Source organism: Campylobacter avium LMG 24591 (assembly GCF_002238335.1).
Classification (GTDB): domain Bacteria; phylum Campylobacterota; class Campylobacteria; order Campylobacterales; family Campylobacteraceae; genus Campylobacter_D; species Campylobacter_D avium.
Window position 1 is genome coordinate 1,570,526 of the sequence record NZ_CP022347.1, and the last position, 22,959, is coordinate 1,593,484.

A 22,959-nucleotide genomic window follows, 5' to 3' on the forward strand; every position below is an offset into this window, starting at 1 on the left:
AATGTGTGCAGTAGTTGGAGTTATAAACTCAAATTCAGCCTCCGTGTATGCGTATTACGCACTTTTTGCTATGCAGCACAGAGGGCAAGAAGCCACAGGCATAAGCGTTAGCGATTTAAACAAAATTCAAACTATAAAGTCAAAAGGCGAGGTAAATCAAGTCTTTAACGAAAGCTTGCTTAAAAAGCTAAAAGGTCCCATAGCCATAGGGCACAACCGCTACTCAACAGCAGGCACTTCCTCCATAAATGACGCCCAGCCCGTAAGTGCCACCTGCGTTTTAGGCGACATAAGCCTAGTGCATAATGGAAATTTGGTAAATAAAGACGAGATTAGAAGTAAGCTCATCAAAGAAGGAGCGATTTTTAGCTCAAATATGGACACAGAAAATCTCATCCACCTCATCGCCAGAAGTAAGAAAGAAAGCCTAAAAGAAAGGATTATTGAAAGTCTAAAACACTGCCTAGGAGCATACTGCTTCATCCTAGCTTCAAAAGATGAGCTTTTCGTCATTAGAGATAGATACGGAGTTAGACCCCTATCCCTAGCTAGACTAAAGGACGGAGGCTACATCGTAGCTAGCGAAACCTGTGCCTTTGACCTGCTAGAAGCTGAATTTATAAGAGATGTAAAACCGGGCGAAATGCTCATCTTTAAAAACGGCTACGAAAAATACGAAAGCATAGAGCTTTTCAAAGAAGAGCCTAGAATTTGTGCCTTTGAGTATGTGTATTTCGCAAGGCCTGATAGCATTATCGAGGGCAAAAGCGTTTATGAGGTGCGTAAAAAAATGGGCGAAAGCCTAGCCAAGAACTTTAAAGAACACATCGACTTTGTAGTGCCTGTGCCAGATAGTGGCGTAAGTGCTGCCATAGGCTTTTCAAATTTTTTAAACAAACCCTTAGAAATGGCTATAGTAAGAAACCACTACATAGGACGAACCTTCATAGAACCAACCCAAGAGCTTAGAAATTTCAAGGTAAAACTAAAGCTAAATCCTATGTCAAAGGTCTTAAAAGGCAAGGATATAGCAGTGATTGATGATAGTATAGTGCGTGGCACGACTTCGAAAAAGATAATCTCGCTTTTAAGAGCAGCAGGAGCAAGAAGCATACACCTAGCCATAGCCTGTCCGGAAATCAAATTCCCAGACCTCTACGGCATAGACACCCCAACCTTTGAGGAACTCATCTCGCATAATAAAAACGCAGACGAGGTAAAAAACTTCGTAGGAGCTGACACCCTTACCTTTTTAAGCATAGATGAGCTTAAAGAGAGCATAGGCTTGGAAAGGCAGTATTCTTTAGTAAGTTTTGATGGAGATTATTTTATAAAAGAGTGAAAATTTAAAAATAGAGTAGAAATTTTAAAAAATATAGTGAAATTTCAAAAATTTTAAAATTTTTTGCTTTTTTGTTAGCCTCATTAATCGTTTTTTTTGTTATATAATCTTTTCCGCATTTTTAACTTAAATTTAAAGGTTTTGCTGCGAAAAGGGCTCTTTTTTTACTCTCCTTTTTAGCTTCTTTTGTCTTTGCTTTGAAAAGTGAATGGGTGGGTGAGATAGAGGATAGTACTTCGGATTTAAAGCCAGGAGACGATGTTACAGTAATACTAAAAAGAGACCCTAGTAAAGATGGCAATATATTTGGGCAAGGAAGCAATGTAGATTTTACATATTCTGGTAGATCTGGCACTGCCAAACTTGCATTACAAAAAGACCCAAGCACTTTTTCTTCCTCTCAAGGAAGTGATATGAGTTACTATATAGAGGGAGATATATTTATAAATCCAGGATCTCAATTGATTATGAATTTAGATAGCACAGGAAGCAAGGGTCTATTTAAGCTAGACGAAGGAGCGATAAAGGTATATAACTCAAGCTTAGAAATAAATGATGTAAATAACTTTGTTATAGATACTACGCAAGGAGGTGGTGGTATAACGGTTTCAAACGGAAGCACCTTATATAAATAATGTAGATATTTTAACAAATAAATCAAATAGCAGTGATTCAGCTTCTATATACAACAATAATTCCACCATTTATATAGATGCCGATGTTTATAATTATAATAAAGATACTACACAGGGTGCAGGATATTTGCTTCAAACAGGCGAAAACGCTAAAACAACTATAGGGGTTCTTTTTATAATGCTGGTTTTAAGAGTGATAATGGAGGTAGAGAGTACGCTTTAGTAGAGATAAACGGCGGAACTTTTACTGTAACTGGAAATTTTTATAATGGCAAGAATGATCCTTCCTCTTCTTCTAATGACTATCGCGGTATTGGAAATTTAAAAGCCTATAATGGAGCTGTGATAACAGTAGAGGGAGATTTCATAAGCGATGCACAAGGAGATAGCTTTAGCACTTCGACAAGCTATCGCTCAACCGTTGATTTAAATGACGCAAATTTAGTGGTAAAAGGCAAATTTGACGCTTATAGAAGTGATATCTTTCTAACAAATTCGGCTAAAATTTACACTACCGATTTTACTTTAAATAATACTGCTACTATGAATTTCGTAGGAGGAGATTTAGGCTTTGGTTATATAAATGCTTCATCTTCTGCTAATTTTAATGGCGTAACTAACTTTCAACTCATAGGGGCAATTGCTAAAAATGATAATATGTCTTATCTTTTTCTAGAAAGTAAGGATGTTAGTGGCAATATAAAAGAAGGTTCTGTAACTGTATATGATAATTATGGAAATCCTCTTTCTGATTCTGGCTACACCACAAACATAGTTAAGGTGGGAGATAAATACTTCTTAGTCTTTGGCGAAGCAAATAATGAGGGGAATGAAAATTACCCTAATGCAAATGCTCAGCCTCCCGGAGGACACTTAGCCGGTTATAAAAATGGAATTCAACCGGACGGCGATACTGAAGGAGGAGACAATCAAGGCGGAAATGAGGGCGGTAGCGATGATAAACCTATAACACCAAGTCCAAACACTCCACCAAGCTCCTATATATAATGCTATTTATGAAGCCTTAGATGGCTCTATCATAAACAATAATAATCTTATAAGAACTGCTACTAGTACTGTTGAAAAACAGATTGAGACTATGCAAGATGAAAGAAAAACATATCAAGGAAATCTTATACATCACAATATGTTAGGTCGTATAGCAAATAATCTTAATAAACCAAAATACGCCTTTAACACAAAATCTAAATTTGCAAGCTTAGCAAGTTATTATAAACCTTACTATGTAAATTTAGAAGAACAAGAAAGTGATAATTTCTATATCTCTGCCTTAGCAGGATATAGTAATTATAAAAGTAGTTCAGGCTCTGAATTTGGTCTAAGCTTTGGATATGATAAAGAAATAGAAGATGAGTTCTTTGCTGGTTTTTATGCTTCTATAAGTAAGTCTTATATAAACACAGAGGGTATGAATTTAGATGGATTTAACTATAGTTTAGGTTTATACTCAAGAGTTTATATGCCATATTCACTTGAGCTTGATGTATTAGGATACTATGCAAATAATCATAATAAATACGATAGAATTTTTGCTGGTTTAAGTCTTCATCAAGGAGATTATAAAAGACATAATATAGGAGCACAAGCTAGACTTGGATATAGATTTGAATTTAAAAATGAACATAGTTTAAAACCTTATCTTGGTATATTAGGAAGTTATTATCATATGCCTTCTTATAAAGAAAATGGAATACTACCTATAAGCAGAAGCACAAATACTTTTACAAGCTTATATGGTGTTTTAGGTATAGAGTATAGAAAAATACTAGATAGTGGAAGCTTTTTTATATCCTTAGAAGGAGTTAATGGAAAAGCTGTCTTTGGAGATAAAAACTATGAAATGAGCATAGGACAAGAAAAAATATCTTATGAAAATGAAAAAGAAACTTTTGCAAATCTTTTGCAGGTGCATCTTTTTCTATGTCTAAGGACTTTGATATAAGTGCTTAATTTATGTCTTAAGCCTATGAGGGTGGCTTTATGAATGTAAATGGGAGCTTAGAATTTAGGTTGGCGTTTTAAGCTTTAAAATCAAGCCCCTTGCCACCAAGTTTTAGCACTTTTTCCAAAAGGCTAAGTATGTCATTTCCCTTTTGTCTTTCGTTTTCTAAAAAGTTTAAAAAGAATTTTTTAGCTATATCATCGTATTCGTAAGTTTTACTCTTTCTTTCAACCTCTATGGCTTCAAAACGTTTTTTCTTGGCATTTTCCTCAGCTTCTTGCATTTCTTTATAAAACTCTTCTCTATTTTTTGCGTCATTGCCCTCAAAGAGCTTAGATTCAAAAACGCTTAAGGCTATGTAGCTTGCCTTAAAATCCTCCATATTTGTCATAGTGCTAAAAAGCATAGCCTGTCTTTTGGCTGTTTCTTTATTTATAATCCCTGCTTCTGGCGCGAAATAACATCTAGGACGAAACTCATATAAAAAACTCATAAAGCTTTCAAATTCCTTGCTAGGCTCATCAGCAAGGACATTTTCATACACATAATCCCTTATGCTACCCTCTGTATTTTCAACCCCAGCAAAAAAATCATCAAGCAATGCTATTTGCTCTTTTTTAATCTCTTCCTTGCTTAAAATAGGCTCTTTATTTAGCTTGTGATTGATAAGATTAACTAGTTCTACGCCAAGTGCGTTAGAAATAGCTATGTCCGCAGGGAATTTAATCCTCATAAATGCTCCTTAAAACCTAACTTTTTTAAATCGGCTTTTGTCTTTAAAAATTTAGAGAAAATTTAGAAAAAAAGCTTATAATCAAAGTTTTTGTGAGGTTTTTGCATGCAAATTTTTAGCTTCTTACCAACAGTCAGCGTTGTTTTTGAAATTTTAGCCCTTATTTGCGCCTTTTATTTCAAGCAGGGTAAAATTTTCTTTCTAACACTTACCTTGCTTTTGTTTAGATTTCTTTACTTTTTTGCTCCCTTAGACAGAGTAAATTTATTATTAGCCATCTTTTTGCCCTTGCTTTGGTTTTTATTTTGCCTTTTGCCGAGCAAAAATTTACTTTTTTCAAGGCTAAATTTAAGCAAGGCACTAACGCTTTTATTTTTCTTTTTCTTCTTGCTTTTTTGTTTAAAACTTCCTTATACAAATGCCAAGATAGATGAATTTTTAAGCTCTTACGCAAATTTTACAGACTTTATTTTGCTGCCTTTTTTGGCTGTTTTCATACTGTTAGCACTAATTTCATTTTTTAACGCGCAAAGATACCAAGCACTAAGCCTTATCTTGGCTTACATAAGCTTTTTTACAAGCTATATAAAAGAGCTTTTTTACTTTGAATTTGCTTCTTTGTTTTTTCTTGGCTTTATGCTTTATGATAGATACAAAGATTTGTTTTTTGACCCGCTTACTTTTTTGCCAAATGAAAATTCGCTAAAAAGATTTATAAGAGCTAAAGAAAATTTAAATTTCATGCTTTTAAAATTCGAGCTTTTAGACAACTTGCAAGAAAAATACGCAAGACTTTATCTTAAAAAAATGGCTAAAATTTTAAGGTATTTAAGCAAGGATTATAAGATTTTTAGCACCAAATTCGGCTTTGTTTTTGTCTGCGATGATGAGATGAAAATAAGCAATTTAGAACACATTATAAAGGCTTTGAAAAATACAGAAATCAAAATAAGAAAAGAGAGAATTTCCCTTCCCATAAGCACGAAAATGCTTGATGAAAAGGGCTTAAAAGTTATGCTTACTTAGCGTCTGCTTCCATGTCGATTAAAATTTGAACCTCATCGCCTAAACTAGCTTCTTTGCTGCCTGGTGCGAAGTCAAAATCGCTTCTTTTTATAGCACCTCTTAGAGAAAAACCTACCTTTTCTTTGCCTCTTACTTCTGCTACGCCACCTATTTCAGTGTCAAATTTTACTTCTTTTGTAACACCTGCTATGCTTAAATCGCCTATCATAGTGCCGCTTTTGTCATTTTTCTTTTGATATTTTTTCATCTTGAAAGTAAGCTCTGGGTGTTTTTTAGCCTTGAAAAAGTCATCTTGTTGCAAATGTGCGTCTCTTGATTTATTTTCAGTATTTATAGAAGCAACCTTTACAGAACCTTCAAATTTAGAAAAAGTAAAGGTTTTAGGATCAAAGTCTATATCCCCGCTATAATCTTTGAAATTTCCGTTTACAGTGCTTATCATAAGGTGTTTAATCTTAAAACCTATGTTTGTGTGAGTTTTGTCTATCTCATAAGGCTTTGCATTTGCAAAAGCAACAAACAAAGAGCTAGCTAAAGCTAGTGAAAATAACGCTTTTTTCATTTTAATTCCTTTAAATTTATTTTCAAATATTTAACTTAAAAATGGCAAATAAAAATTTAATATTGAACTCTCAATTCATTTTTTTCAAGCTCTGCCTTAAAAAATGATACAAAATCACCAAAACTAGCTAAATTTAAATCCACAAGCTCCCTTTGCTGCTTGCCCCACATGCACTCAGGAAAAAAGGCGTCATTTTTAAACCTAGCCATTACGTGTATATGCACTCTTGGAACATAGTTTGCAAAGGAGGCGATGTTGATTTTATCGGGCTTGTAAAAACTAAGCAAGGTTTTCTCGCAAAAAAGTGTCATCTCAAAAAGCTCTTTTTGCAAAAAAGACGGGCACTCGCTAAGCTCTTTATAAGGCTTTTTTGTAAAAATTTTTATCCAAGGAATTTGGGATTTTTCCTCTTCTAAATACAAATTTTTGCTCTCATAAAACATAACTTTTCTCCTAAATTTTCTTAAACATTTTATCTAAATTTAGAGTATAATTTTAAAAAGATAGAAAGGAGATAATATGCAAATTACGGCAAATTCTTATTACAACAACTCCTATTCTTTTGATAAAAAAACCGAACAAAAACAAGAAAATACCGAAAATTCAAAGAATGAAAATTCGCAAGAAACAAAAAACGAAAACGAGCTAAGCCCTGCCGAAAGAACCTTAGTAAGCAGACTTCAAGTCATTGATGCCAAGGTAAGGGCTCATGAGATGGCTCATGTCGCTGCTGGTGGCGGTTTAACCGGTGCTGCTACTTATAGCTACACCAAAGGACCTGATAATAAAATGTACGCCACAGCAGGCGAGGTCTCAATCTCAACCACCGAGGGCAACACCCCGCAAGAAACAATAGCCAAAGCAAGACAAATTCAAGCAGCAGCCATGGCACCAAGCGATCCTAGTCCGCAGGATTACAAGGTGGCTGCAAGTGCTATGCAAATGGAGATAGAAGCCAGGGCGGAGTTAGTTAGGATTAAAGCAGAGGAAAACAAGGAAAAAAACGAAGCTATAAAACAAAAAGATGAAACGCTTAGAAAGGATGATAAAGAAATGAGTAGCGAAGAAAAAGCCAGCATAGCAAGGGTTTATGTAAGCAGTGAAAATTCTAGCTCATTTTCTTTAGCGGTATAAACATGATAGAGATAAAAAATTTAAACGAAATTCAAAAACTAAGAGAAGCAAATAAAATAGTTGCTTTGACGCTTGATTTTTTAGAGGAAAACATCAAAGAGGGCATGAGCTTGATACAAATTAGCGATATGGCTGAGGATTTCATACTAAGGCATGGTGCAAAGCCTTCATTTAAAGGGCTTTACGGCTTTAAGGGCGCTATATGTATATCCTTAAATTCAGTGTGTATACACGGAGAGCCAGATGATACCAAGATAAAAGAGGGTGATATTTTAGGGCTTGATGTGGGAACTTTTAAAGATGGTTTTTATGGAGATGCCGCAAGAACCATAGCTATTGGTAAAATTTCAAAGAAAGATGAGGAGCTGATAGCCTGTGCTAAGGATGCCTTGTACTATGCTATCGATATAATCAAAGCCGGCATGAGATTTAAAGAACTTTCAAAGGCTATAGAGGACTTCATAGTAAAAAGGGGCTTTGTGCCACTTAGAGGATACTGTGGACACGGCATAGGAAGCAAACCTCACTGCGAGCCTGAAATTCCAAATTACCTAGAACCTGGCGTCAATGTAAAAAGCGGAGAAAAGATAAAAAATGGCATGGTTTTTTGCGTGGAGCCTATGATTTGCCAAAAGGACGGCACCCCTGTACATCTCATACCTAATTGGAATGTAGCAAGCAAAGACGGACTAAACACCGCTCATTACGAACACTGTCTAGCCATAGTAAATTCCAAGGCTGAAATACTATCTCAAATTTAAGCCCTTAGGGGGCTTTTGCTAAAAGCTTTTTTGCTTTAAAATCTTTGCATTATTTTGCAAAAAGGATGTATTTTGCTTAGAATTTTATTTACCATATTTTCATTATTTGCTTTTTCCTTTGCAAAAAGCCCTCAAAATACCATTATAATAGCGGTTGAAAACGAACCTTTAAGACTAAATCCACTTTTTAGCGAGGACCATGATAGTGCCTTGGCTCTCATTTTTTCAGGGCTTACTCGCTTTGATGAAAACATGAACATAAGGCCTGATTTGGCTAAGTCTTGGACTATCAGTAAAGATGGGCTGGTGTATGAGTTTGACTTAAGAGATGATGTTTTTTGGCATGATGGGGTGAAATTTAGTGCGGAAGATGTTGAATTTACTTTAAAAAGTTTGCTAGATAAGAGGCTAAACGCTCCGACTAAGGTAAATTTTAAGGATATAAAAGATGTTGAAATTCTAAGCGATACTAAGATTAAAATCACTCTTTCAAGACCTTTTCCGGCGTTTTTAGACGCTTTAAGTATGGGTATGATACCTAAGCATATCCTGCAAAATAAGGACTTAAACAAGGCTTCTTTTAACCAAAAGCCCATAGGAACGGGGGCTTTTAAGGTCAAAGCCTGGAAACAAGGGCAATACATGGAGCTTGTCGCGAATGAGAATTTTCATCTAGGAGAGGTAAAGTCAAAGAAACTCATACTAAAACTCATCAAAGATACCAAAATAGCAGCCCTTGAGCTTAAGAGCCTCAATGTAGATGTTGCATTGATAGACTTTGAAAGCGTAAATGACTTTAAAAATGATAAAAATTTCACGGTCTTAATGGAAAAATCAGCTGATTACAGAGCCTTGATGTTTAATTTTAACAACGAATTTTTAAAGGATTTAAATGTAAGAAAGGCTTTAAATCATGCCGTAAATAAAGAACTCATAGTAAAGAATTTGCTGCACAATATAGCTGTGGTGGCAAATGAACCGCTACAAAGGTCCTGGGCTGCTTATGAGGGCTTTAAATCCCAATACAACTATGATACAAAAAAGGCTAATGAGTATTTGCAAAAGGCTGGTTTTGTAAAGAATGCTGATAATTTTTACGAAAAAGATGGCAAGGTGCTGGAATTTGAACTTTACGCCATGAGCAACGACCCTTTAAGAGTGGCGCTTGTAAATATCTTGGTAAGCGATTTTAACAAGATAGGAGTTAAGGCAAAGGGCGTTGCAAAACCTGCTGGAAGCTTTGATTATACAAAAGTTGATGCGTTTTTGGTGGGTTGGGGCAGTCCGTATGACCCTGATTTTCACACTTATAGGGTTTTTACAAGCAACGCGGATTGGAATTTCGGCTCATACAGCGATAAAAAAGTAGATGAAAGCTTGCTAAAAGCAAGAAACACCTTGGATAAAAAGCTAAGAAAAAAAGAATACCAAACTTTCATAAAATCCCTAGATGAAAACCCTCCTTTCGTATTCATAGCCTATATTGACTATCCTTTGGCCTTTAACAAAAACATAAAAGGAATTAAAACATACACCCTAGGACACCATGGCGTAGGCTTTGCTTACAACGCGTGGGAGTGGAGCAAGTAAATTGCTCCTTAGCTTGCTGTAAGGTCTAAATAAAAAATTTTACATTCTAAGTGAAAGTATAAAATTTAATATCTGTTTCAAGCCCTAAAACCTCAACCTAAACCCAAGACTCCCATTCACATTTATAAAGCCACCCTCATAGGCTTAAGACATAACAGAGGCTGTAAAGTCTAAGTGTTTTGATACAGAGAAATTTGCACCTGCAAATACATTTGCAAATAATTCTTTTTGATTTTCATAAGATATTTTTCTTGTCCTATGCTCATTTCATAGTTCTTATCTCCAAAGACAGCTTTTCCATTAACTCCTTCTAAGGATATAAAAAAGCTTCCTGTATTTATTTCTTTTTTATATTCTATACCTATAAAACACCATATAAGCTTGTAAAAGTATTTGTGCTTCTGCTTATAGGTAGTATTCCATTTTCTTTATAAGAAGGCATATGATAATAACTTCCTAATATACCAAGATAAGGTTTTAAACTATGTTCATTTTTAAATTCAAATCTATATCCAAGTCTAGCTTGTGCTCCTATATTATGTCTTTTATAATCTCCTTGATGAAGACTTAAACCAGCAAAAATTCTATCGTATTTATTATGATTATTTGCATAGTATCCTAATACATCAAGCTCAAGTGAATATGGCATATAAACTCTTGAGTATAAACCTAAACTATAGTTAAATCTATCTAAATACATTCCTTCAGTTTCTATACGAGAGTTACTTTTAGAAAGTGCATAATTATTAGTATTTCTATTAAAAGCAATATTATTATTTCTACTACTAAGATGAGCAATTCTACCTAACATATTATGATATATTAAATTCCCTTGATATGTTTTTCTTTCATCTTGCATTAAAGCAAATTGTTTTTCTATATCATTTACAGCCTTTCCTACATAATTATCAGATATTATAAAGGCATCTTTAAGTGCTGAGTGTATAGCGTCTTTGGGGTTGTCATAAGTTGGTGGTGTACTTGGACTTGGTGTTATAGGTTTATCATCGCTACCGCCCTCATTTCCGCCTTGATTGTCTCCGCCTTCAGTATCGCCGTCCGGTTGAATTCCATTTTCATAACCGGCTAAGTGTCCTCCGGGAGGCTGAGCATTTGCATTAGGGTAATTTTCATTCCCCTCATTATTTGCTTCGCCGAATACTAAGAAGTATTTATCTCCCACCTTAACTATATTTGAGGTGTAGCCAGAATCAGAAAGAGGATTTCCATAATTATCATACACAGTTACAGAACCTTCTTTTATATTGCCACTAACATCCTTACTTTCTAGAAAAAGATAAGACATATTATCATTTTTAGCAATTGCCCCTATGAGTTGAAAGTTAGTTACGCCATTAAAATTAGCAGAAGATGAGGCATTTATATAACCAAAGCCTGTATCTCCTCCTACGAAATTCATAGTGGCACTATCATTTAAAGTAAAATCTGTTGTATAAATTTTAGCTGTGTTTGTCAAAGAAATATAGCTATTAGAAGCATTAAATTTTTCCCTTTACCACTAAATTTGCATTATTTAAATCAACTGTTGAGTAATATTTGTCTAAACTGCCAAACTTTTCTCCCTGTGCATCGCTTATGAAATTTCCATTTACTGTTATTAAGGCTCCATTGTCAGCTTTTAAATTTCCAACTCCGTAATAATCACTAGAAGCGTAAGTATCATTCTTGCCATTATAAAAATTTCCATTTACAGTAAAAGTTCCACCATTTATATGCACTAAGGCATCCTGCCTGCCTCCAGAACCACTTTTAAAACCAGCATTATAAAAAGAGCCCCTATAGTTGTTTCAGCATTTTCGCCTGTTTGACGAAAATATCCTCCACCTGTTGAAGTATCTTTATCATAATTATATACATCAGCGTCTATGTGAAGTGTGGAATTATTGTTGTATATAGAAGCTGAAGCACTAGTGCTTGATACATTTATTAAGCTATCTACATTATTTATATTTAAAGTGCCTCCGTTTGTAACCTTTAATTCTCCGCTCATCATGCCTTTCTTATCTATAACAAAATTATTTACATTATTTATCTCTATAGTTGAGCCATCTGCGGTTATACCTCCATTTAGTTGAATAAACCATAGCCCCCTGTGCTATTAAATTCATAATTAAATGACTGTTTCCACTTACTTGCATATTTCCTTGTATGAAGTAGCTCATATCTGTATTAAGGTTTGGGTCTTTTTGCAATGTCAATGTCGAAGAGCCAGATGAAGTAGTATATTCAAAATTAACTCGATTTGCGAAGAGATTAGCTGTGTCGGTACTAGGGTCTCTTTTTAATATAACAGTTTTACTTTCTCCGTCATTTAAATTTACAGGGCTATCCTCTATCTTACCCACCCATTCACTTTTCAAAGCAAAGACAAAAGAAGCTAAAAGGAGAATAAAAAAGAGCCCTTTTCACAGCAAAACCTTTAAATTTAAGTTAAAAATGCGGAAAAGATTATATAACAAAAAAAACGATTAATGAGGCTAACAAAAAAGCAAAAAATTTTAAAATTTTTTAAATTTCATTTTAAATTTTGAAATTTCACTATATTTTTTAAATTCTATTTTTAAAATTTCATTGTTTAAATTTCTACTTTATTTTTAAATTTTTCACTCTTTTATAAAATAATCTCCATCAAAATAAAAATATTTAGCATTTAAGTAAAAATGCCTTAACTTTATGCTAATTACCTTAAATTTAAGGCAGAAAGGATGAAAAATGTCAAAAAGTAATATGATAAATGTAACTTTTAGGATGAGTAGAGAGGATAAGCAAGAATTTGAACGCATTGTAAATACTATGGGCTTAAATCTTAGCTCGGCTTTTAATGTTTTTGCTAAGGCTGTGATAAACGAAAACAAAGTGCCATTTAGCATTAAAGGAGCTAAAGTGCCAAACGAAGCCACAAAAAGAGCGATTGAAAATGCTAGAAATAATGAAAATTTAGAAGAAGTTACTATAGAACAGCTAAAAAAAGAATATGCTGAGCTTAAAAAGAAATGGGAAAAAGAATGAAGCTCGTGCGTTAGAAAAGTTTTATCAAGGATTTTGATAGAGTACAATTAAATGAAAGCGAGTTTAATAATTTCATCAATTATCTTGCTCTTTTAAGTAATGATATACCCTTGCCAAAACAAGCAAGAGATCACGCCCTTTTGGGAGAATACAAAGACTCAAGGGAATTTCACATAGGCAGCGATATGCTTGTAATTTATATGGTGGATGGTGATGTTATAAAGCTTTTAAGAATAGGCACACACGCAAAACTTTTTAAATAAGAAAAAAAATACAAAAACTTGGGATGAAAGATTTGAAATGGTGGAGCATAGCGGGCTCGAACCGCTGACCCCAACGCTGCCAGCGTTGTGCTCTCCCAGCTGAGCTAATGCCCCGAAAATGAGATTATAGCGAATTTATTTTAAACTGTTTTTAAATTTAGTATTTGTTTTTTTCATAACTCCTAGATAAAAATAAACCTAAAAGTCCCCAAATAAAGCTAATAAAGGCTCCCGCAAATAATGTTAAAGCAATGCTTATCTTTGCTAAGGCACCTTCAAGTTGTGAGGATAGTGCATCTCCTCCTCTATACACAACGGTGTCTAAGAAATTCTTTACCTTGTATTTTGAATCAGAATCAAGAGGCACGAAAAGCATTTCTCGTCCGGGTTTTACAAGTGCGTATTCTCCAACCCTTCTTATAACCATAGCTATTATTAATACTATAGGGTAAAAATAAGTAGTTTCTGGCTCTGAAACCAAACTATCAAAAAGCCTATGTATTGGTTCTTTGTAGCCACCGTAGCCACCATAAATTCCACCACTAGATTCTGGTTTTTCAGCGAGTCCTCCATAGTGCATTAAAGCCATTATTACAAAAACAACAGTTAGAACAAAGCCAAGCAAAGAAAGCAGCCATTTTATGCCGAAAAACTGCACTATCTTAGCCGTTAGAAAAATTTGTATAAAAAAGCTAAGGCTTTGCACTATTAAATCTATGTTTGCAAAGGCTTGAATTCTTGCTTCTCTTGTTGGAAACATATCAAATATCATTCTTGCTTGTTCCATATATAAAAATGTGCTAACAGAGGTTAAAAGTAGTATAAAGCCAAGTAAAGCCATTAGGTATTTTGATTTTATTATGAGCTTAAAGCCCTCAAAGGGATTTTTAGAGCCTATAGGCTTTTGAAATTTATCCTCAAAGCTTACTTTGTCGTTAAATTTAAAGCCCTCACTTATGATTAATTTCTTAAGTATCAAAGAAAAGAGTAAGAACAAAATAGAAATAAAGATAAACAAATCAACAGTGATAGAAGCAGCAAGCACAGAGACCAAATAAGCACCCATTATGTTTCCCAAAGATGCTCCAGCAGCTATCATAGCAAACATTCTCTTGCTAAAATCCTTAGTAAAAACATCAGCTAATAAACTCCAAGCAGAAGATATGATAAAGAGATTAAAAATAGACACCCACACATAAAAACTTCTACAAAGCCATAAAAAATACACACTATCGCTGCTAATTGTTTGCATAGCAATGTAAAAGATAAATAAATTTGATATAAAAAATATAAAAATAGCATTGATATAAAACATTCTTTTTAGTCGAGAGCTAATCCACATAGCAGCTAAGGAAGCTAGTATGATTAGTATAAAGGTTGCTAGAAAAAGCCACTTAAGATCTACTGTATCGCCTTCCAAACCTAAGGCATCTCGCAATGGTCTTAAGATAGCATAAGAAGCAAAAAGCAAAAACATAAAAAAGAAAGAATAGGCAAGCAAGGCTAATTCTTTGGTATTTACAGAAAAAAATTTATATAAAATATTATTCAAGGTTATTTCCTTAAAAACTAAAAATGCGATTATAGGACAGTAAGCTTAATATTTAAAAAACAAAATTTGTCTTAGTTTTGATGTAATGTAATTACAATTACTTTTTTAAAAGGCATAGTTATGATAAATTTAGAATACATAAAAAAGATGAGTTTTGAGGAAAAAGATTCCTTGCAAAAAGAGCTTTGGCACTTAATTTCTAGCAACAACATAAAGGAAACAAGAAATTTTTTAAAGGATTTTAAGCTAGAGGACATCTTTTATGAAAATAGTTTTGACTTTGAGGAAGAGCCTATGTTTAACTCTGCTCTTAGCCTGTATCAAGCTTGTTTAGCCTATGAAAAAACTAAGAATTTTGATATGTTAAATTTTTTGCTTTCTTACGGTTTAAAAGCCAGTGATAGCGACGGAGAGAACAACGTTTTACAATATTATATAAAATTTGGCGGAAGCGATGTGAATTTGATTGGGTTTTTGCTTGATAAGAAGGCTAGTTTTGAAAGTTTAGGCAAGGACGGCTGGAGCATTATACACAACTGTGCGAACTACCAAAAGACGCAAGCCTTGGCCTTAATAGCTAAATTTGGAGCCAATATGGAAGCAAGAACTGATGTTAAATACAAGAATGAAAACATAAAACAAACTCCTTTGATGATAGCAGCTGCCTCTAAAGAACAGCCCTAGGTGAGGCTACAAAAATGCTTATAAGCTTGGGAGTAAACTTAAATGCTAAGGATAGAAATAAAACAGCACTAGATTATGCCTATGATATAAATATACAGCTTTTACAAGAAGCTGGAGCTAAGAGCTTTGAGAATTTACAAGATTAAAATAACCTTAAAGCAAATGCTTTAAGGTTAGAATTTTTTACTCTTAATTTCATCCTTCATATTGTTTGACATTTCGCTAATTTCTTTTGCTATTTCTTGGAAATTCTTAATTAAATTTATGTTTTCTGCCGAGGCGGTGGAAATTTTATTAGCTATGTTGCTTACATTTTGCATAGCCTGTGTTTGAGAATTTACCACAGAACTAGTTTCTATAATGCTTTGCACCAAGCTCGTGCTGTTTGCTTCAATTTGCGCTAAGGATTTTTGGGTTGATTCTGCTAACTTTCTTACCTCATCAGCCACCACAGCAAAGCCACGCCCGTGTTCTCCCGCACGTGCAGCTTCAATGGCTGCGTTAAGTGAAAGGAGGTTGATTTGGGTGGCTTTAATGCCCTCATTTATCAATGCAGCCATGTGGCCTAGCTCGTCTTTGCTCTTGATTTGTATGCTTTGTATATCGCTTTTTTTATAATGCAAATATGCAAAGAAATTCAAAATTCCGTCTTGAAGTTTTTTGATATTTTTTTGAAAATACGAAGCAAGGATATAGGCAAAAATCACGCCAATTACTATAAAGACAAAGGAGTAAGTAAGAGTTTTGTATAAATTCTCATAAATAGGCGCAAAGGCTTCACTCGAATCAAGCTCGGTTATTACTATAAAGCCTAGTTCTTTAATCTTGGTTGAAATCACAAACCTTTCGCGTTCGTTCTCATCCACATATGTAAAAACCTCTCCTTCATTTTCTAAAAGCCCTTTTGAGATAGGCTTAAGGGCTGCGATGTCGCTTAAATTTTTATTTAAGATAAGCTCTTTGTTTTCATGAAATAAAATTTTGCCCTTTTCATCCACCAAAAAAGACATACCGTTTTTGCCTATTTTTTGGTTATTGATTAAAAGTTCTATATTTTCCACAGAAGAACCAAGACCAACTATGCCCAGAAATTCGCATTTTTAGCATATACCTTGTGATTTACAAAAAGAACTAAACGGTCGTTGTTGTTTCTGTCAAAATCCATATTTAGCACATAAGGATGTGGGCTATTTTGCGCTTCAAGCAGCCATTTATCCCTGCCGTTTATATCTAGCTTGCTTTCTATCTTTTCGTGAGAGTAAAAATTTAAGCTCCTAATGGAAGCAAAGAAAGATGTTGAGGCCTTAAAATTATCTTTCATTTTGTTTTGGTATCTGTAAAATACGCCGTCTTGAGAATTTTCGTTGTTTTCAATCCACTCAAGAAAAAAGACATCATTTGCCATGACACTAGAGCCGTGTATAAGTGCTAGAATTTCAAGACTAACGCTTTTAGCCAAGGATCTAGCCATGATAGGCAACTCTTCGCTTTTTAGCTTATTGCTTACATAGCTTAGGCTTGAAAAATAATTAAACAAAGCGCTAAGCACAACAACAAGGGCTATACACAAGGATAAAACGAGTATGAGTTTTGACTTAAAACTGTTTAGCATAGATTAGCACCATTACAAAATATTTTTGTATATGATGATTGTAATCAAAAAAAAACGATTTTGTATTTAAAAATTTTTTTGGATTTTTTTTTTTTTGAATTTATGTTAAGAAATTACACAATTTGCAATAAATATTTTTTAAATTTAAAATTTATTCTTACAGGAATTTTTTAGCCATTTTTTATAAGCTTTATTTAGCCTATCTATCTTAAAAGCGATAATTTCAGGGACTTCGTAAGGGTGGTTTTTCTCCATAAATTTGACTATTTTTTTGTAGGCTTTCTTTTTGCTTTTTATATTTAAAATAAATTCGCTTTCCTTGCAAAATTTATCTTGCCAAAAATAAGAGCTTTTTATTTTATGAATTTGCACACAAGCGGCTAGGTGTTTTTTGCAAAGCTTATGGGCTAATTTTTGTGCTTGTTTTTTGCTAGAAACCGTGCTTTGTATCAAGATGGGCATTTTAATCCTTTAGCTAGAATTTACAAATTATAAAGCCTTGCAATTAATTTTGTCATTATAGCAAGGCTTTTTTTGTAAGGCAAGGTATTTAGCTAAGATAGTTTTGTGCCAATTCTAAGCCTTAATACTATGCCAAGTAAGCCCAAAAAGAGTGTTACGATAAATGTCAAAGCACTAAGTAAGCAAAAGAAAGCTTGTGAAAGCTCGTAAGAGAAATTCCCTCCTAAGTAACTTCCCATAGGCACACCCAAAACCATACCAGCAGAAACTCCTGCAAAGACCTTAGCCACTTCTTTTGGAGCGTCTTTTGGATTGGCTGCTGATTTTGCCGCTATGCTAAAGGCTAGAGCACAGTAAATAGGGTGAAAAATACCCACTAGCCCTCTTAAAAACAAATATTGCCAAAAGGCATTCGCAAATATAGAAAGAAAAGATGCGAGGCTGAAAATTGCTAGACAAAGAAGCATAAGCTTTTTTGATTAAAACCCGCACACCTTGTTTAAAATGCCCATACACAAGATGTTTGCTGCTCTTGTTTGTATATTATTTCAAGTTTGTTACAATTAGGCTTTTATGATAAAGGTAGAAATTTGGCAACACAGCAATGTAAAATCCCAAATTTACAAAGATTATAGGCACTATGCAAGATATAATTACGCCTAAGACAATGCACTCAATGACACATTAAGGATAGAGTATGCAAGAAACACATCAAAACCTCATCAGTCAAAATGATTTTAGCACCGTAGTAGCCCACTATGAAGCCAAAAGAAGCAAAGATAGAGGCTATCAAAGTGAAGAGGCTTTAGAAAAAGCTTTTATACAAGACTTGCAACTTCAAGGCTATGAATACGCCTCACACATCAAAGACTATCCAAGCCTTAAAGAAAATCTAAAAACCCAGTTAGAAAGGCTTAACAATGTAACTTTTAGCAATAAAGAATGGGAAAGATTTTATAAAACTTCTTTAGCAAATACACAAAAAGACTTTAAACAAAAAACAAAAATGATACAAGAAAAAGGACATACCGAGCTTTTAGAGCGAGATGATGGTAGCGAGAAAAATATCAAATTGCTTGATACGCACAATCTTCATAATAATCACTTACAAATAATAAACCAATTTCACAACGACGAAGGAAGCTATAAAAATCGCTATGATGTAAGCATACTTGTAAATGGACTGCCTTTAGTGCATATTGAATTAAAAAAGCGAGGCGTGCAACTCAAAGAAGCATTTAATCAAATCAAACGATACGCAAGAGAGAGCTTTAGTAAAGGTGATGCCTTGTTTGAATATGTGCAAATTTTTGTTATCAGTAATGGCACTCAAACAAAATATTATAGCAATTCCACACAATACAGCCAAGATAAATCCAAAAGTAAGCAAAATGCAAGTTTTAGCTTTACTATGTTTTGGTCTGATAGTAAAAACAACATCATTTTAGATTTAGAGGATTTTACCAAAACATTTTTTAGCAAACGCACGCTTTTAGCTATTTTGACGCGTTTTTGCGTGTTTAATACTGATGATATTTTGCTTATTATGCGACCTTATCAAATCGCAGCAAGTGAGAGAATTTTAGAAAAAATCACTATAGCACATAATCACAAGCTTTATGGCAGTAAAGAATCTGGTGGCTACATCTGGCATTCCACAGGAAGCGGCAAAACACTTACAAGCTTTAAAACCGCACAACTTGCTTGTGAATTACCATTTATCAAAAAAGTGCTTTTTGTCGTAGATAGAAAAGACCTAGATTATCAAACGATGAAAGAATACGACAAATTTCAAAAAGGTGCAGCAAATAGCACAAAAAATACAAACGAACTTCAAAAAGCACTAGAAAATTCACAAAGCAAAATCATCATAACCACCATTCAAAAGCTTTCAATCTTTGTAAATAAATACAAAAAGCACAGCATTTTTGATGAGGAAGTAGTGATTATCTTTGATGAATGCCATAGAAGTCAGTTTGGAGATATGCACCGCCTTATCACAAAGGCTTTTAAAAAATACTATCTTTTTGGCTTTAGTGGCACACCCATAATGAAAGAAAATGCCCCAAGTGGCAAATACAGCACCATAAAAGATAAAGATGCATTAGGCAATGAAACACAAAAAGCTTTAGTCCAAACGACCGAAACAACTTTTGGAATCTGTTTGCACACTTATACCATAGTCAATGCAATCAAAGATGAAAATGTCCTACCTTTTAGAGTGGAATACATAAACACCATAAAAGAAAAAGAAATCCAAGAACTAGAATCAAAAGAGCAAGTAAATAGCATAGATACAAAATCCGCCCTAAATAATCCAGAGCGTATAGCTACCATCGTAGAATACATACTTACGCATTTTGATTCTAAAACCTTGCGTAATAAACACTATTCTTTAGAAGAAAAAAGATTAAAAGGATTTAATTCTATCTTTGCCACACAAGAAGTAGAAGCAGCAAAAGCCTATTATGCAGAATTTAAAAAGCAACAAGAGCATAAACCTAAGCAAGAAAGGCTAAAAATAGGCATTATTTACAGCTATATAGCTAATGAAAATTTAGATGAGTTAGATTCTGGTGCAGATACAAAAAGCTCTAAAGAATTTTTAGAATCTGCCATAAAAGATTATAATGCTATCTTTGGCACGAGCTTTGATACATCAGTATTTGAAAACTACTATAAAGATATTTCAAAAAGACTTAAGGATAAAGAGTTAGATATTTTAATAGTTGTAAATATGTTTCTCACAGGCTTTGATGCTAAAACCTTAAATACTCTATGGGTAGATAAAAATCTCAAATACCACTCCCTTATGCAAGCTTTTTCACGGACAAATAGAATCTACAATGAAGTCAAAAATTTTGGCAATGTCGTATGCTTTAGAAACCTAGAACAAGCCACTAATGACAGCCTAAAACTCTATGGCGATAAAAAAACTCAAAGCATAGCTTTGCTTAGAAGCTTTAAAGACTATTTAGAGGGCTACACTGATGAAAATCAAACCTACCACAAAGGTTATAAAGAGCTTACAAAAGAGCTTAAAGAAAATTTTTCCCTTTCAAGTTTTCCACTTAGCACAGATACAGAGGAAAGAGACTTTATAAAGCTTTTTAACCGTATCTTAAAGTTAGAAAATATTTTGCGCGTATTTGATGAATTTAGCCAAATTTCCACACTTACCCACGCAGACAAGCAAGACTATCAAAGCCATTATGTAGATATTTGGGAGAGGATTCGCCCTGCTAAAGCAACCCCCGCACGAATTGATGATGACATAGTTTTTGAAATAGAGCTTATAAAGCAAGTAGAAGTCAATGTCGAGTATATAATGTTTCTCTTGCAAACATACAGCAACAAACAAGACAGTAAGATAAAGCAAGAGATTCTAAAAAGCCTTGAATCAAGTCCTAGTTTGAGAAACAAAAAAGAATTATTACGGGAGTTTTTAGAGCTTTTATCAGGTAGCAAGAGTGAGGATTTTGATTCACTCTTTAAAAGCTTTATAAAAGACAAATACAAAGAACACTTACAAAAGCTTATAGAATCTGAAAACTTACAAAAAGAAAAAGCTAAAGACTTTTTATACAACGCTATCAAAATAGGCGAATTTCAAGAGCTTGGCGTAGAGATTAGCGAGGTTTTGCCTAAGATGTCGATTTTTGCAGGAGGTAAGCAAAAAGAAGAAAATGAAGCTAAACGCAAAAATGTTATCGCACAAATGCGAGAATTTTTTGATAGATTCAAAGAATTTGCCTATATTTTAGTGGAGGAGTGATATTTTATCATTCTAAAAAAATAATAAAATATTATAAAACAATAAAAGGAGATAAAATGCCAGTGATTGCTAGATTTTATGGAATCATTATAAAAATGTTTTTTGCAAGTAAGGAGCATAACCCACCGCATATACACGCACTTTATAATGAATATTCGGGAGTGTTTAGCATAGAGCCTATAGAAATGATAGAGGGCGATTTACCAAACAAAGCTAAAAAAATGGTAGAGGAATGGATGACAGAGCATAAAGATGAATTAATGCAAATGTGGCAATCTCAAATATTTAAAGAATTAAAACCTTTGGAGTAAAGAAAATGGAAAAATATATATTTCATAAGATTAAGCAGGTGCAAGCATTAGATGATTATAAGCTAAAAGTCAAATTCCTATCAGATGAATGCAAAATCTACGACCTATCACAGCTTGGGCAATATAGCGATTTTAAGATTCTTTTATCTACTCCACAACTTTTTAAAAACGTGAAAGTCTCACAAGGTGGCTATGGCATAGAGTGGAATGATAAACTAGACCTCTCTTGCAATGAGTTATATTATAACGGCAAAGTCATAGACCAAGGAAACTAAATGAATAGCATAGAAGAATTACTAAAAACGCATTGTCCTAATGGTGTGGAGTATAAGCCTTTGGGGGAATTGGGAGAATTTGCAAATATAGGCGTTGATAAGAAAGTCATTGACGGGCAAAAAGAAGTAATTTTATTAAATTTCGTTGATGTAGTGAAAAACAAATATATTGATAAAAATATTCCAAAAATGCGTGTAACAGCTTCAGATTCTAAAATACAAAAATGCACTATTGAAAAAGGAGACATTTTTATTACCCCATCTTCGGAAACAATAGATGAAATAGGCTTTGCTTCAGTAATTACAGAAACAATACCAAATGCTTGTTATAGTTATCACATAATGCGTTATAGATTGTTCAATTCAAATATGATTACAAGCTTTTTTATAAGATATTGTTTTGAATCTAGTTTTTTAAGAAGGCAAATTAGGAGATACGCACAAGGAATTACAAGATTCGGGCTAACTTTAGGCAAATGGCAATCCCTGCAAATCCCCATACCACCTTTGATAGTGCAAGAGAAAATAGTAACTATTCTCGATACCTTTACAGAGCTAGAAGCAGAGCTAGAAGCAGAGCTAGAAGCTAGAAAGAAGCAATACGCCTATTACCGCGAAAAATTACTAAGCTTTGATTACCTAGATTCTATCACGGGGGGGGGCATTAGTTATATGGCTTTGGGAGATCTTTTTATTATTAGGAACGGATACACACCAAGCAAGGCTAAAAAAGAATATTGGGAAAATGGCACTATCCCTTGGTTTAGAATGGACGACATTCGGACAAATGGCAGAATCTTAGCAGATTCTATCCAGCATATCACACCAGAGGCGGTAAAAGGCGGCAAATTATTCCCTGCAAATTCTATTATCATTTCTACGACTGCTACTATTGGCGAACACGCATTGATAATCGTTGATTCGCTTGCGAATCAACGATTCACCTGCTTGAGTCCGCAGGTGAATTGTTGTGAGATTCTCAATATGAAATACTTTTATTACTATTGCTTTATTTTAGGGGAGTGGTGTAGGAATAATGTCAATGTATCAGGCTTTGCTTCTGTGGATATGAAAAAGTTTAAACAATTTAAAATCCCCCTCCCGCCCCTAGAAATACAAGAAAAAATCGTAAGTATTTTAGATAAATTTGAATCTTTAGCTAATGACTTAAGTCAGGGACTCCCTGCTGAGATAAAGGCAAGGAAAAAGCAATATGAGTATTACAGAGAAAAGCTTTTAAGCTTTTAGA

Annotated in this window: 28 protein-coding genes, 1 tRNA gene and 1 pseudogene; 16 read left to right on the forward strand and 14 right to left on the reverse strand. The window is 34.0% G+C overall.

Annotation, left to right across the window (positions count from 1 at the left end):
- Position 1 precedes the first annotated feature (1 nt).
- The 4 genes from purF (at position 2) to CAV_RS07930 (ending at position 3,940) form a co-directional block, all read left to right on the forward strand.
- Positions 2-1,342 carry an amidophosphoribosyltransferase gene (gene purF, locus CAV_RS07915; RefSeq protein WP_094325982.1) on the forward strand — a complete coding sequence of 447 codons (1,341 nt, stop codon included), beginning with the start codon at positions 2-4 and terminating at the stop codon, positions 1,340-1,342.
- Positions 1,343-1,554: 212 nt separating this feature from the next.
- Positions 1,555-1,977, forward strand: coding sequence for a hypothetical protein (locus CAV_RS07920; protein ID WP_094324515.1), 423 nt, complete (start codon positions 1,555-1,557; stop codon positions 1,975-1,977).
- A gap of 342 nt (positions 1,978-2,319) precedes the next feature.
- Entirely contained in the window at positions 2,320-2,985 is a 666-nt protein-coding gene (locus CAV_RS07925) for a hypothetical protein (RefSeq protein ID WP_094752854.1), read from the forward strand.
- Positions 2,986-3,076: 91 nt separating this feature from the next.
- A complete protein-coding gene (locus CAV_RS07930; protein ID WP_094752855.1) occupies positions 3,077-3,940 on the forward strand; it encodes an autotransporter outer membrane beta-barrel domain-containing protein in 864 nt (287 codons plus the stop codon).
- 76 nt (positions 3,941-4,016) lie between these two features.
- On the opposite strand, the gene CAV_RS07935 is transcribed toward CAV_RS07930, so the two are convergent.
- On the reverse strand, positions 4,017-4,673 hold the full coding sequence (locus CAV_RS07935; protein WP_094325989.1) for a hypothetical protein: 657 nt from the start codon (positions 4,671-4,673) through the stop codon (positions 4,017-4,019).
- A 105-nt stretch (positions 4,674-4,778) separates the two neighbouring features.
- On the opposite strand from CAV_RS07935, the gene CAV_RS07940 reads away from it, so the two are divergent.
- A complete protein-coding gene (locus CAV_RS07940) occupies positions 4,779-5,699 on the forward strand; it encodes a hypothetical protein (protein WP_094325990.1) in 921 nt (306 codons plus the stop codon).
- Here CAV_RS07940 and CAV_RS07945 read toward each other — a convergent pair.
- Positions 5,692-6,261, reverse strand: a complete 570-nt coding sequence (locus tag CAV_RS07945) for a YceI family protein (RefSeq protein ID WP_094325991.1) — start codon at positions 6,259-6,261, stop codon at positions 5,692-5,694. The two genes, CAV_RS07940 and CAV_RS07945, sit on opposite strands and share 8 nt — an antisense overlap.
- Positions 6,262-6,317: 56 nt before the next feature.
- Positions 6,318-6,704, reverse strand: a complete 387-nt coding sequence (locus CAV_RS07950; RefSeq protein WP_094325992.1) for an HIT family protein — start codon at positions 6,702-6,704, stop codon at positions 6,318-6,320.
- A 76-nt stretch (positions 6,705-6,780) separates the two neighbouring features.
- Between CAV_RS07950 and CAV_RS07955 the strand changes: the two genes are divergently transcribed.
- From CAV_RS07955 to CAV_RS07965, 3 genes are all read left to right on the forward strand, one after another.
- Positions 6,781-7,395, forward strand: a complete 615-nt coding sequence (locus CAV_RS07955; protein ID WP_094325993.1) for a putative metalloprotease CJM1_0395 family protein — start codon at positions 6,781-6,783, stop codon at positions 7,393-7,395.
- A gap of 2 nt (positions 7,396-7,397) precedes the next feature.
- Positions 7,398-8,156 carry a type I methionyl aminopeptidase gene (gene map / locus CAV_RS07960; RefSeq protein ID WP_094325994.1) on the forward strand — a complete coding sequence of 253 codons (759 nt, stop codon included), beginning with the start codon at positions 7,398-7,400 and terminating at the stop codon, positions 8,154-8,156.
- A gap of 72 nt (positions 8,157-8,228) precedes the next feature.
- Positions 8,229-9,746, forward strand: coding sequence for an ABC transporter substrate-binding protein (locus tag CAV_RS07965; RefSeq protein ID WP_245807406.1), 1,518 nt, complete (start codon positions 8,229-8,231; stop codon positions 9,744-9,746).
- Between the two features lie 361 nt (positions 9,747-10,107).
- On the opposite strand, the gene CAV_RS07970 is transcribed toward CAV_RS07965, so the two are convergent.
- From CAV_RS07970 to CAV_RS07985, 4 genes are read right to left on the reverse strand one after another with little or no spacing between them, the layout of a single operon-like run.
- The gene (locus CAV_RS07970; protein WP_094752856.1) at positions 10,108-11,223 is read right to left on the reverse strand and encodes an autotransporter outer membrane beta-barrel domain-containing protein; all 1,116 of its coding nucleotides are present in this window, start codon (positions 11,221-11,223) and stop codon (positions 10,108-10,110) included.
- A 22-nt stretch (positions 11,224-11,245) separates the two neighbouring features.
- On the reverse strand, positions 11,246-11,485 hold the full coding sequence (locus tag CAV_RS07975) for a hypothetical protein (protein ID WP_094752857.1): 240 nt from the start codon (positions 11,483-11,485) through the stop codon (positions 11,246-11,248).
- Positions 11,485-11,757, reverse strand: coding sequence for a hypothetical protein (locus tag CAV_RS07980; protein WP_094752858.1), 273 nt, complete (start codon positions 11,755-11,757; stop codon positions 11,485-11,487). Before CAV_RS07980 ends, CAV_RS07975 begins: the two co-directional genes overlap by 1 nt.
- A gap of 34 nt (positions 11,758-11,791) precedes the next feature.
- Positions 11,792-12,112, reverse strand: a complete 321-nt coding sequence (locus CAV_RS07985) for a hypothetical protein (RefSeq protein WP_094752859.1) — start codon at positions 12,110-12,112, stop codon at positions 11,792-11,794.
- Positions 12,113-12,479: 367 nt separating this feature from the next.
- On the opposite strand from CAV_RS07985, the gene CAV_RS07990 reads away from it, so the two are divergent.
- Both CAV_RS07990 and CAV_RS07995 read left to right on the forward strand, forming a co-directional pair.
- On the forward strand, positions 12,480-12,776 hold the full coding sequence (locus tag CAV_RS07990) for a type II toxin-antitoxin system RelB/DinJ family antitoxin (protein ID WP_094324318.1): 297 nt from the start codon (positions 12,480-12,482) through the stop codon (positions 12,774-12,776).
- A gap of 23 nt (positions 12,777-12,799) precedes the next feature.
- Positions 12,800-13,039, forward strand: coding sequence for a type II toxin-antitoxin system YafQ family toxin (locus CAV_RS07995; protein ID WP_211277030.1), 240 nt, complete (start codon positions 12,800-12,802; stop codon positions 13,037-13,039).
- A gap of 38 nt (positions 13,040-13,077) precedes the next feature.
- Here the strand turns inward: CAV_RS07995 and CAV_RS08000 are convergent.
- Positions 13,078-13,153, reverse strand: a tRNA-Ala gene (locus tag CAV_RS08000).
- Between the two features lie 43 nt (positions 13,154-13,196).
- On the reverse strand, positions 13,197-14,591 hold the full coding sequence (locus tag CAV_RS09045; RefSeq protein ID WP_186821770.1) for an NTP/NDP exchange transporter: 1,395 nt from the start codon (positions 14,589-14,591) through the stop codon (positions 13,197-13,199).
- 120 nt (positions 14,592-14,711) lie between these two features.
- Here CAV_RS09045 and CAV_RS08010 point away from each other — a divergent pair, with 120 nt between their 5' ends.
- Both CAV_RS08010 and CAV_RS09215 read left to right on the forward strand, forming a co-directional pair.
- A complete protein-coding gene (locus CAV_RS08010) occupies positions 14,712-15,275 on the forward strand; it encodes an ankyrin repeat domain-containing protein (protein ID WP_094324319.1) in 564 nt (187 codons plus the stop codon).
- 14 nt (positions 15,276-15,289) lie between these two features.
- Positions 15,290-15,421: a hypothetical protein gene (locus tag CAV_RS09215; RefSeq protein WP_261786906.1), complete on the forward strand. Its 132-nt coding sequence runs from the start codon at positions 15,290-15,292 to the stop codon at positions 15,419-15,421.
- A gap of 27 nt (positions 15,422-15,448) precedes the next feature.
- On the opposite strand, the gene CAV_RS09355 is transcribed toward CAV_RS09215, so the two are convergent.
- The 5 genes and pseudogenes from CAV_RS09355 to CAV_RS08030 all read right to left on the reverse strand — a co-directional run bounded on the left by CAV_RS09355 (position 15,449) and on the right by CAV_RS08030 (position 17,816).
- A complete protein-coding gene (locus CAV_RS09355) occupies positions 15,449-15,835 on the reverse strand; it encodes a methyl-accepting chemotaxis protein (protein WP_390088231.1) in 387 nt (128 codons plus the stop codon).
- A 216-nt stretch (positions 15,836-16,051) separates the two neighbouring features.
- Positions 16,052-16,336 (reverse strand): annotated as a pseudogene (locus CAV_RS09360) (Cache 3/Cache 2 fusion domain-containing protein); the annotation flags it as partial.
- 17 nt (positions 16,337-16,353) lie between these two features.
- Positions 16,354-16,887, reverse strand: a complete 534-nt coding sequence (locus CAV_RS08020; RefSeq protein WP_094324321.1) for a hypothetical protein — start codon at positions 16,885-16,887, stop codon at positions 16,354-16,356.
- A gap of 144 nt (positions 16,888-17,031) precedes the next feature.
- Entirely contained in the window at positions 17,032-17,349 is a 318-nt protein-coding gene (cutA, locus tag CAV_RS08025) for a divalent-cation tolerance protein CutA (RefSeq protein WP_186821771.1), read from the reverse strand.
- Positions 17,350-17,441: 92 nt separating this feature from the next.
- The gene (locus CAV_RS08030; RefSeq protein WP_094324322.1) at positions 17,442-17,816 is read right to left on the reverse strand and encodes an MFS transporter; all 375 of its coding nucleotides are present in this window, start codon (positions 17,814-17,816) and stop codon (positions 17,442-17,444) included.
- Positions 17,817-18,046: 230 nt separating this feature from the next.
- Between CAV_RS08030 and CAV_RS08035 the strand changes: the two genes are divergently transcribed.
- From CAV_RS08035 to CAV_RS08050, 4 genes are read left to right on the forward strand one after another with little or no spacing between them, the layout of a single operon-like run.
- Positions 18,047-21,124 carry a type I restriction endonuclease subunit R gene (locus CAV_RS08035; protein WP_094324323.1) on the forward strand — a complete coding sequence of 1,026 codons (3,078 nt, stop codon included), beginning with the start codon at positions 18,047-18,049 and terminating at the stop codon, positions 21,122-21,124.
- Between the two features lie 56 nt (positions 21,125-21,180).
- Entirely contained in the window at positions 21,181-21,435 is a 255-nt protein-coding gene (locus CAV_RS08040; RefSeq protein WP_094324324.1) for a DUF4160 domain-containing protein, read from the forward strand.
- Positions 21,436-21,440: 5 nt separating this feature from the next.
- Positions 21,441-21,710 carry a DUF2442 domain-containing protein gene (locus CAV_RS08045; RefSeq protein ID WP_094324325.1) on the forward strand — a complete coding sequence of 90 codons (270 nt, stop codon included), beginning with the start codon at positions 21,441-21,443 and terminating at the stop codon, positions 21,708-21,710.
- Complete coding sequence (locus CAV_RS08050; RefSeq protein WP_094324326.1) at positions 21,711-22,958, forward strand: restriction endonuclease subunit S; 1,248 nt, start codon at positions 21,711-21,713, stop codon at positions 22,956-22,958.
- Position 22,959: the final 1 nt, after the last annotated feature.

What these genes read in the sequence shown, in the direction of transcription:
- purF (WP_094325982.1), top strand. Translation starts at nt 2, where the DNA reads ATGTGTGCAGTAGTTGGAGTTATAAACTCAAATTCAGCCTCCGTGTAT.
- CAV_RS07930 (WP_094752855.1), top strand. Translation starts at nt 3,077, where the DNA reads ATGCAAGATGAAAGAAAAACATATCAAGGAAATCTTATACATCACAAT.
- CAV_RS07935 (WP_094325989.1), bottom strand. Translation starts at nt 4,673, where the DNA reads ATGAGGATTAAATTCCCTGCGGACATAGCTATTTCTAACGCACTTGGC.
- CAV_RS07940 (WP_094325990.1), top strand. Translation starts at nt 4,779, where the DNA reads ATGCAAATTTTTAGCTTCTTACCAACAGTCAGCGTTGTTTTTGAAATT.
- CAV_RS07945 (WP_094325991.1), bottom strand. Translation starts at nt 6,261, where the DNA reads ATGAAAAAAGCGTTATTTTCACTAGCTTTAGCTAGCTCTTTGTTTGTT.
- CAV_RS07950 (WP_094325992.1), bottom strand. Translation starts at nt 6,704, where the DNA reads ATGTTTTATGAGAGCAAAAATTTGTATTTAGAAGAGGAAAAATCCCAA.
- CAV_RS07955 (WP_094325993.1), top strand. Translation starts at nt 6,781, where the DNA reads ATGCAAATTACGGCAAATTCTTATTACAACAACTCCTATTCTTTTGAT.
- map (WP_094325994.1), top strand. Translation starts at nt 7,398, where the DNA reads ATGATAGAGATAAAAAATTTAAACGAAATTCAAAAACTAAGAGAAGCA.
- CAV_RS07980 (WP_094752858.1), bottom strand. Translation starts at nt 11,757, where the DNA reads ATGAGCGGAGAATTAAAGGTTACAAACGGAGGCACTTTAAATATAAAT.
- CAV_RS07990 (WP_094324318.1), top strand. Translation starts at nt 12,480, where the DNA reads ATGTCAAAAAGTAATATGATAAATGTAACTTTTAGGATGAGTAGAGAG.
- CAV_RS08010 (WP_094324319.1), top strand. Translation starts at nt 14,712, where the DNA reads ATGATAAATTTAGAATACATAAAAAAGATGAGTTTTGAGGAAAAAGAT.
- CAV_RS09215 (WP_261786906.1), top strand. Translation starts at nt 15,290, where the DNA reads ATGCTTATAAGCTTGGGAGTAAACTTAAATGCTAAGGATAGAAATAAA.
- CAV_RS09355 (WP_390088231.1), bottom strand. Translation starts at nt 15,835, where the DNA reads ATGGCTGCATTGATAAATGAGGGCATTAAAGCCACCCAAATCAACCTC.
- CAV_RS08020 (WP_094324321.1), bottom strand. Translation starts at nt 16,887, where the DNA reads ATGCTAAACAGTTTTAAGTCAAAACTCATACTCGTTTTATCCTTGTGT.
- cutA (WP_186821771.1), bottom strand. Translation starts at nt 17,349, where the DNA reads ATGCCCATCTTGATACAAAGCACGGTTTCTAGCAAAAAACAAGCACAA.
- CAV_RS08030 (WP_094324322.1), bottom strand. Translation starts at nt 17,816, where the DNA reads ATGCTTCTTTGTCTAGCAATTTTCAGCCTCGCATCTTTTCTTTCTATA.
- CAV_RS08035 (WP_094324323.1), top strand. Translation starts at nt 18,047, where the DNA reads ATGCAAGAAACACATCAAAACCTCATCAGTCAAAATGATTTTAGCACC.
- CAV_RS08040 (WP_094324324.1), top strand. Translation starts at nt 21,181, where the DNA reads ATGCCAGTGATTGCTAGATTTTATGGAATCATTATAAAAATGTTTTTT.
- CAV_RS08045 (WP_094324325.1), top strand. Translation starts at nt 21,441, where the DNA reads ATGGAAAAATATATATTTCATAAGATTAAGCAGGTGCAAGCATTAGAT.
- CAV_RS08050 (WP_094324326.1), top strand. Translation starts at nt 21,711, where the DNA reads ATGAATAGCATAGAAGAATTACTAAAAACGCATTGTCCTAATGGTGTG.